Origin of the sequence: Fodinibius roseus (assembly GCF_900129315.1) — a bacterium.
GTDB classification, from domain to species: Bacteria; Bacteroidota; Rhodothermia; order Balneolales; family Balneolaceae; genus Fodinibius; species Fodinibius roseus.
In genome coordinates, this window is record NZ_FQUS01000049.1 from 1 (window position 1) to 8052 (window position 8052).

Annotated in this window: 7 protein-coding genes; 2 read left to right on the forward strand and 5 right to left on the reverse strand. The window is 33.5% G+C overall.

Annotation, left to right across the window (positions count from 1 at the left end):
* Positions 1-37: 37 nt before the first annotated feature.
* From BUB16_RS20740 to BUB16_RS20755, 4 genes are all read right to left on the reverse strand, one after another.
* Positions 38-496, reverse strand: a complete 459-nt coding sequence (locus BUB16_RS20740; RefSeq protein ID WP_073068735.1) for a hypothetical protein — start codon at positions 494-496, stop codon at positions 38-40.
* A 174-nt stretch (positions 497-670) separates the two neighbouring features.
* On the reverse strand, positions 671-1597 hold the full coding sequence (locus tag BUB16_RS20745) for a PD-(D/E)XK nuclease family protein (protein ID WP_073068736.1): 927 nt from the start codon (positions 1595-1597) through the stop codon (positions 671-673).
* 154 nt (positions 1598-1751) lie between these two features.
* A complete protein-coding gene (locus tag BUB16_RS20750) occupies positions 1752-2426 on the reverse strand; it encodes a hypothetical protein (protein WP_073068737.1) in 675 nt (224 codons plus the stop codon).
* Positions 2427-2448: 22 nt separating this feature from the next.
* On the reverse strand, positions 2449-2958 hold the full coding sequence (locus tag BUB16_RS20755) for a P-loop nucleotide/nucleoside kinase family protein (RefSeq protein WP_073068738.1): 510 nt from the start codon (positions 2956-2958) through the stop codon (positions 2449-2451).
* A 712-nt stretch (positions 2959-3670) separates the two neighbouring features.
* Between BUB16_RS20755 and BUB16_RS20760 the strand changes: the two genes are divergently transcribed.
* Entirely contained in the window at positions 3671-5824 is a 2154-nt protein-coding gene (locus BUB16_RS20760; protein ID WP_073068739.1) for an ATP-dependent nuclease, read from the forward strand.
* A 518-nt stretch (positions 5825-6342) separates the two neighbouring features.
* Here BUB16_RS20760 and BUB16_RS20765 read toward each other — a convergent pair.
* A complete protein-coding gene (locus BUB16_RS20765) occupies positions 6343-6597 on the reverse strand; it encodes a helix-turn-helix domain-containing protein (RefSeq protein WP_084088492.1) in 255 nt (84 codons plus the stop codon).
* A 152-nt stretch (positions 6598-6749) separates the two neighbouring features.
* Here BUB16_RS20765 and BUB16_RS20770 point away from each other — a divergent pair, with 152 nt between their 5' ends.
* Positions 6750-7835: a hypothetical protein gene (locus BUB16_RS20770; RefSeq protein WP_073068740.1), complete on the forward strand. Its 1086-nt coding sequence runs from the start codon at positions 6750-6752 to the stop codon at positions 7833-7835.
* Positions 7836-8052: the final 217 nt, after the last annotated feature.

Below are 8052 nucleotides of genomic sequence, written 5' to 3' on the forward strand. Positions count from 1 at the left end.
TTATCTTGGGTAGTCATGGTGAATCTGGGTTTAGTGATTAGTTGGTTGCATCTCCTAATCTAACTAAACTGTCAGATTTCATCGTGACTACTTCATGTAAACTAACAACATAAACATCAGCTGACCGCTCTTTATTTTTTGAATATTCACCTGTTTGTGCATTCCAGGCTTTTGTGGGTCTAATATCAAATCTAATTTTTGAAAATCTGCGCTGATTCCACGTTTGTAAATATGATGCAGCTTTGACTTCAATTTTTAACCCATCGTCTGTAATTACATCGTAGGCATCCCATTCTATTCTTACTGAATTAGCGCAGTCAAGAGCTCTTGCAACTAAAAATTCGGCAAGAATTCCTTTCATTCTATTGCTTTTGAGATTGGATGCATACCATTGCCAAAAATCTATTAAATCAAAGGGCAAGTTTTGATTGCCGTTATGAAAAGATTCTTCTCCTGATTTCTTATTTGCTTCAATTGCCTCAAGAGACTGATCCATAAATAAAATAGATGAAGGTTATTGATTGTAAATAAAGCCAGCTAACGACCTTTGGTTTAATCCATTTGGCATTATGGTTGATAAGATAGTTAAAACTCGGAATTTATTTAAGCCAACGAATTTTTAAGTAGTAAACAGTGGTCAAGTCCGCGTTGAAACCGTTGTTATATGGCGCTACTCTTTTTGTTTAATTTGATCAATTACTTTCCGTCCCATTGTCCTTGTATTTATTCCTGAAAGTGGGATATCAAGATTTCTGGTTTTAATAATTTTCCTAAGTATAGGTTTGGCAGTTACTTTTTCGCCTTCTCTAAATACTTGTATTTGCTGACTGTCACGACGTACAATTCTATAATTATACGTGTCCCCATCAACTGCTAATGTAAGACTATCTACAATCTCACCTATATCCTCACCAAACCTGTATGTTTTATTTTTATTTGTGCTAACCGTAGCATCAAGAAATAGAATAAATGCTTTAATGGTATGCCTTGTATATTCATTTATGGGATTTATTTCTCCCTCAGATTCTTTTTTAAGAATCCGCTTCAAAATATTGATGATGCTGTGTTTTTTATGATTCCACTGCATCCATTTTTTTATGTGTTTAGAATCTTTTAGTTGGAGGTTTTTGAACTCTGTTTTCAAAGATATTTTATTAGAAACAGGTGTAAGATATACTATAGCAAGATTATCAATAGTATTTTCGTCTTCAATAATTGCTTGATAATAATTTTCCAGTTGCCCTCCAGTTACTGAATTCTCATGAACTTTATTTTCAATGATGATCCGAAAATCTTCTTGGATATTTCCTTGTTTATCTTTTTTTAGAATACTTATTTGAATATCTATGTATTTCGTAGAACCATTTAGTTCATAGGGTTCTTCCAAAAAGATATCAGTATCAATGAAGGATCTTTCTAAATATTTTTCAAATCTATCATCATTTAATTCTCTATTTAAAAGCGATAAAAACTCTCTAAAAAAAGTATCTCCCAACCCATGATCCCGACGAGTATCGAGTAAATATCCAAGCATCGCAGAAATACTTGGTTCATGTAATGTGGAATTCCCTTGATTTAGAACTTCAAAAATATTCATAGTAATTTACTGAATTGATCAATCCATATAACGACACTGCGCATAACCGGCACCCGAATTACTGTTGAATTAGCAACTAACGAAAGAGGAGCCTCAAAACCAAGAGTGGCAAAGAATTGGCGAGGTGCGTCCGCGTTAATACGCGGGTTAGGTGTTAAAAATTAGCGACAATAAAGAGATAAATAATGGTTTCCTCTTCTAATGTGTCCGGGCTGAAATCAGATAAATATCCAAGCAACTGATTGATATAATTATTTAAAAATGTTGCAGGTCCTTCTGGATTATTGATATCAAATTCATGTCTTATTCCTATATCACAGCACATTAGTTTCTCTGCAAATAAACCCCATCTCATTTCATTTTTTAGATGTTTATTTGAGGTTCGAGCGCCAGAATTATCATACCAAGTTGCCATGTCCGTATTGCTTTTATCTGGTCTCCAAAAAAGAGCATGATTCAAAGCTTCTTTTTTATAATTCCTATTTATAAATGTTGGTAGACAATAAAAAAGCTCAGATTTATTCTTTATTAAATTGAATTGTCCGCTTGGATTATGCAATTCCCATTTGAGTCGATCACAATTTATACCAGTTTGCTCTTTTTTATTTTTGGCTTTGATAGCTTTTTTGAACTGAAGCCCAAATAATTTGAATGAGTGGTGAAAGAAGAACTCATCTGCCGGATACTTTTTTTCCAAATCTGGACTTATGGCAAAGTTTTGATACTGTACATTTAGACTCTCAAAATAATTTTCTATTCCATTTATGATCCATCTCTCATATTCTCTCTCGATTGGTACTGTAATATCAGTTCTTAAAAAATGATCCATTATTATAGAATTATTTTAACACCTAACGACATCCTATGTTTAAAACACTTCGTATTGACTGGTATTTTTGATTCGCAGATATTGAATTATTTGCGGTATCGATAATAATTCGTTTTCCCGTCCAGGCTTTGTAATCTCGATTGATAACATCCTTCCAAGTGGGTAATTGCAAACCTTCAACATCAGAGATTCGTGATTCAACTCTTCTTTTATGTTCCTCTTTGTCTGAACAAATAATTTCAATTTCGCAATATGGGCTGTCAGCCTTGTTGGCAACGTTTCTCCAACCTTCTCTGGTGATCGGGAGAGGATTAACCGAATCAGCTACTACGGGTAATCCCAATTTTAAATTATCCAATGCTATTTTGTAAGCAACTTCATATCCCTGCCCGTCAGCTATTTCGAGACCGTTATTTTTTAAAGACTGTTCTATTGAGTCGATCCGCAAATATGCAGCACCAAGTTTTTTTGCAAGATATTTTGAAAGTTCTGACTTACCTGTTGCTGGTAAGCCGCTAAAAATATAGAGCAATTTTTTGAGTTATTTACTTTTTGTTTCGAATGCCTAACTTAAATATATAGGAACAAGAAGTCTCAACTAATTTTATCATTTGTAGGCTAATCTTCAAGATAAGTCTAAGAGAACACTTTTTGTTTACACAACCTCTTTACATAACGTATTCACATAACTACAAAAGGTTATCGATCAGTTTTTTTTGTTAGGATTCTACTGCAAAAGGATCTTACTATCAGACAATGATAACTGCAGACAAGAAAATTAGCACTATGTGTCCAATAGAGCAGGCTGATGAGCAACATGATGAAGAATTATAATTCTTAGCTGAATTATTAGTTAAGCCTAATGGGTTGGAACTTATACGAACGTATTATCTGGTAAAATGCTATCTGCAAATGGGTAAGCGTTAATGATTTTTTACCAAAGCTAATTAGTTGTATATAGTATTTATTGGAGGTAGGAGTATTTCAGCCTTTGCATTATGAAAAGATCGATTATTACCTGTTTAATTGATAGTCTGACTATATGCATGATGAATCCTTGCGACAATCAGTAAATAACCCCAGTCAGTCTTAATATGATCAATTTTGATAAAGACAATAAGATATTTTAAAGTTGTTGAAGGATGAGCTTAATGAGAGTAATATTTTATGTTTCTGATATTTAAAATGATCGAGAATCGAGATTATTTCAAAATTTATTATAAAGTAAATCGGGGTATATAATTATGAAACTGAGTCGATTGGAGGTTCGTAATTATCGTTCAATTCGGGATCAAACTGAAGATGATGCTATAATTTTTGACGGGCTGGACTGTATTATTGGCAAGAATAATGCTGGCAAATCAAATATTCTCAAAGCAATTCAGTATTTGCTAAATGGAGAGAAAAGAGATGAGGAAATTCATTGGCAGAGAAATAATGATAATATTATAGATGTCAGAGGATATTTTGTAGTTGAGGAGCGTGATTTTCAACTGCTTGAAATTGAAAACAAGAGAGAGGCAGTGAAACAGCAAATGCTCGATAAGAATTTGCTTGGAATATGTAGGAGGAGTAATAAGAAAGACCTTGAAGTTATATCGCTCTATCCAAATGAAAAGAGGCTACAGAAAGATGAATTCAAAAAGAATCATTTAAAAACTTGGGATAACAAAAATGACAAAGTAGAGTTCAAGAAGAAAATGCTGGGTCAATACCCAGAACTGGAGAAATACCTTACCGAAGGAAAAGAACAGAACAAGGGCGAGTGGACAAAAGCTTATCAAAAGTTTGTCCAAGAAATGCCCGAAGAAATTGATTTTATGCCTATGCCTGCTGCTCCCAAGACAGGTATTTCTGCAGACCTTCAAAATATGTTACCTAAAGTTATCTCAGTGCCAGCAGTTAAAGAAATTTCCGACGCTACAAAAACCTCACGAGCAGGTGAGTTAGGAAGTTTATTATCTGAATTAGCCTCAGAGGTTCAAGATGATTTGGATCAAGCTATTGAAGAAGCCATATCAGATGTATATAAACAGCTAAATGTTGTTAAGGATAATAAAGGAAATATTATTGATGAAAGGCATGAGGGTGTTAAGATTATAGAAGATCAAATAACAAGCTATGTTGCTGAAAACTTTGAGAATATTGGTGTTTCCCTTGAATTCCCAGCACCAGAAAGTCAAGTTATGTTTAAAAATGCTCAGGTATGGATTGATGAGAAAGGGTTTAGTAAGGTAACCGCTGATAATGTTGGTGAAGGAGTTAAACGTATTCTAATCTTTAGTCTGTTTAGAACATTAGCTGATTTAGCAATGAATAATTTACAGTTATCAGAAGATTCCGAAGAATTCGGGGATGAGATTACTGATGTAAGTAGGTCACTACTAATCCTTTATGAGGAGGCAGAATTATTCCTACACCCTGAACTTCAGAAAATACTGATTCATACCTTTAGTCAATTATACAAAAGTGGTGCCCAAGTTATTTTTTCTACACATTCACCATTTATGATTCAACCTCCATCATTGCAAACTATTAATTTAGTTAAAAAAGATTCTGATAAAGGTACTCAGGTTACACTTTTTAATAGTATTATTGAGAAGGAAGAAAAGCGGTATCAAAACACTCTTCTACAGATTGAAAATGTTTCTAACTACATCTTTGCAGATAAAGTTCTATTAGTTGAAGGAGAGTCAGATCGCCTGATAATTGAGAAGCTGGGATCGTATTTGAATGAAGAGTGGAATTTTGATAAAACTGGTATACCGATTTTAGTTGTTCATGGAAAGGGAAGGATACCATTATTCAAAGATTTTTTGTCTTCATTAGGTATTCAGGTCTATACATTACTTGACATTGATTGTGTAGATGGCATTGTATGTAAATCATGTTCTAAGGACAGCGTTAAAGCAAAACGTGATGAATTTGTAGAAAAATGCAGAGAACTGGCTGAAGAAAATGAAAATAATATTGTCAACGCTGATTATGTCGGAAAGTTGGGAGGTCAATACACTTGGGAAGAAAACTTTGCAAAATTAGAGGTAATGCTTGAAAAGTTGGATAATAAATTAATGGTATCCGATAAAGAGATAGGTGCGTTACAAGCACTCATTCAGAAGGTTCAGGATGACAGTTGGAAAGAAGTTTTAAAAGATGATGATAAGGATATAAACAAAATGCGGTGCAATTTAGTAAAAGAATTATTAGAGAATGATATTTTATTGCTTAGTGGTGATATAGAAGATTACTATCCCGATTCAGATATTTCAAGTAAAATAGATGCTGCTCTAAATTTTTCACCAGGTGAATACAACAAAGAAGAGTTGAAGAGTCTGTTTGTAGAATTTGAAGAGGGAATAACTGATGTGGAGAGTTTCTTTAAGCAAATTTTTGGGTAACTAAGTGAGGACTATCTGCTTGACATTTCTTTTTGAGAATGGTAGGCGTTTTTGTTGGGTGTGTAAACTGAACTCTGTCCGGTTTATTTATTCGTCAGGGTTATGATTTCACCTTCAGATTATTAGATAGGCCTAATGGGCTGCAGCTTATACAAACGTATTATTTGGTGAGGTACTTTCTGTAAACGTGTAGGCGTTGATAATCTTTTACTATGGCTAATTAGTTGTATATAGTATTTATTGGAGGTAGGAGTATTTCAGCCTTTGCATTATGAAAAGATCGATTATTACCTGTTTAATTGATAGTCTGACTATATTCATGATGAATCCTTGCGACTATCAGTGGATATCTCAGTCATATATAACTTTGTTGTAAAGACGATAGGATATTTTACTGCTGTTGAAGGTTAAGTATAATTAGAGTTATATATTATATTTCAGATATTTAAAAGGGGGCATTTTGGTGTAACTACGCTGGCAGTAGAAAAATTTGCAAGACTTAAAAATTGCGGATAGTCTTACTGGTTTTCAGGATTTTTCTCCATTGTTAGTGTAATTAGTTCTGTTGGCAGCAGATCAAGTGCTTTTGAAACCTTGAATAAGGTAACAATGGAAGCCGATTTTAATCCTCTCTCTAATTCAGAGATATATGACCGGTCAAGATGAGCAAGTTCGGCGAGTTTTTCCTGTGAAATATTTTTAGCAAGCCGTGATTCTTTAACGGCTAAGCCAAAAGCGATCCTTATGTCCTTTCCTTTTACCATTTCTTGCATAAGTAAAAGGAAAGTGTATCTTATAGCTACGGACTATAGTCCACAATTATGTCAGAGGAATATCCAGTATTAATTGAGAGTAGAGATTATAGGAATGTTGCATTTAATTTGATTGAATAAATATTTTAAAAGGCTTGATAACAAGAGAGGTTATGAGGGTTTTACTATTTTTAATTTCAGTATCAATATTGACCACTTGTGTAAAGAAAGAAACAGCAGATCCGATTAGGGGCTTTGAGTTGGGAAGCCCTGAAAAAATTTGGAAAAATCATGCTGACAGTCTTGAGGAAATCGGTATTTTAGAGGAAAAAGATTTAGGATATACAAATTTCTACAGTGAAGACAGTACACAATCATATTATATGCAATTGGGAGATGGAATAGATTCGTTAAAGGTAGAATTTACACCAAATTATGATGGTTTCTACATAGGAAAGCTTAGATCCATTGATATAGATTTAATTCAAGATACTTCCATAGTGGAAAAATCAGATACTGTTAAATATAAGAAGACTTTTCCTGCGACAAGGAAAGAGGAAATAGATAATATTTTCAGATACTTTAACGATTATTATGGAGATCCTACAAAAAGTGAAATAGAATTAAAGGAAACTGGAATAAAATATTACATGTCTTTGGGAGAAGATCGTAAAGATTCTATTAATATTCTCAAATCCACTTGGGACCAAGGGGGGTATAAGATTCTTTTTGAACGAAATGAGCCTATTACGATTCCTGACTTAGATGGGGAATTCTATATAGAAGCTTATATTACGTATAAATCTAATAGGTATAATCAAGAACTTGATAGTTTAAAAGATTCGATAAGAAAGCAATTGACTCCTGATGATATTATTGAGTTTCAAGATTGGAGTAATCCAGAGTTTGAGGATATTAGCCGATATAAAAAAAGTATGAGGGTTTCCTATGGATATATTGTCAGAACAGATCAAGTTGAGCCACGAAGAGTTACTGATGTCAAGTTTGATATTATAATTGAGAACGTATTCGGGGAAGAGTTGTCAAGAATTGAAGATTGTGTATTTAATTTTGCTACTCCACTTAGAAGAAATAGCCAACTTAAGAATAACTCAATTTTCCCTAATAGTTATAAAAAAGAATATGATATACGATATGACAATAGCTTGGAAATAGCGCGAAAGTATGAGGGAGAGTATCGAGTTAGTACAGATATTAAGAAAATTGTTTTTGATGATGGAAAAGTTCTCTCTGATTAAAATAATAAATAATGGTTTATGACTACTTGGAAATCAGAGTTCTATAATAAAGATGAATAGTTGAGTTTAGTGAACTATGTGGTGACCATTTGTTACATAGAAGTGCACAAGGTGGGTTGATATGTAATAGCCACGACTTGATCTGACAGTCAGCCGTTAGAAGTTGGTTTTAGTTGTCAGGTTAATCTCATCTGAGTTTGGCTCTTCCAGAGCTGGT

What these genes read in the sequence shown, in the direction of transcription:
- BUB16_RS20770 (WP_073068740.1), top strand. Translation starts at nt 6,750, where the DNA reads ATGAGGGTTTTACTATTTTTAATTTCAGTATCAATATTGACCACTTGT.
- BUB16_RS20760 (WP_073068739.1), top strand. Translation starts at nt 3,671, where the DNA reads ATGAAACTGAGTCGATTGGAGGTTCGTAATTATCGTTCAATTCGGGAT.
- BUB16_RS20745 (WP_073068736.1), bottom strand. Translation starts at nt 1,597, where the DNA reads ATGAATATTTTTGAAGTTCTAAATCAAGGGAATTCCACATTACATGAA.
- BUB16_RS20750 (WP_073068737.1), bottom strand. Translation starts at nt 2,426, where the DNA reads ATGGATCATTTTTTAAGAACTGATATTACAGTACCAATCGAGAGAGAA.
- BUB16_RS20740 (WP_073068735.1), bottom strand. Translation starts at nt 496, where the DNA reads ATGGATCAGTCTCTTGAGGCAATTGAAGCAAATAAGAAATCAGGAGAA.
- BUB16_RS20765 (WP_084088492.1), bottom strand. Translation starts at nt 6,597, where the DNA reads ATGCAAGAAATGGTAAAAGGAAAGGACATAAGGATCGCTTTTGGCTTA.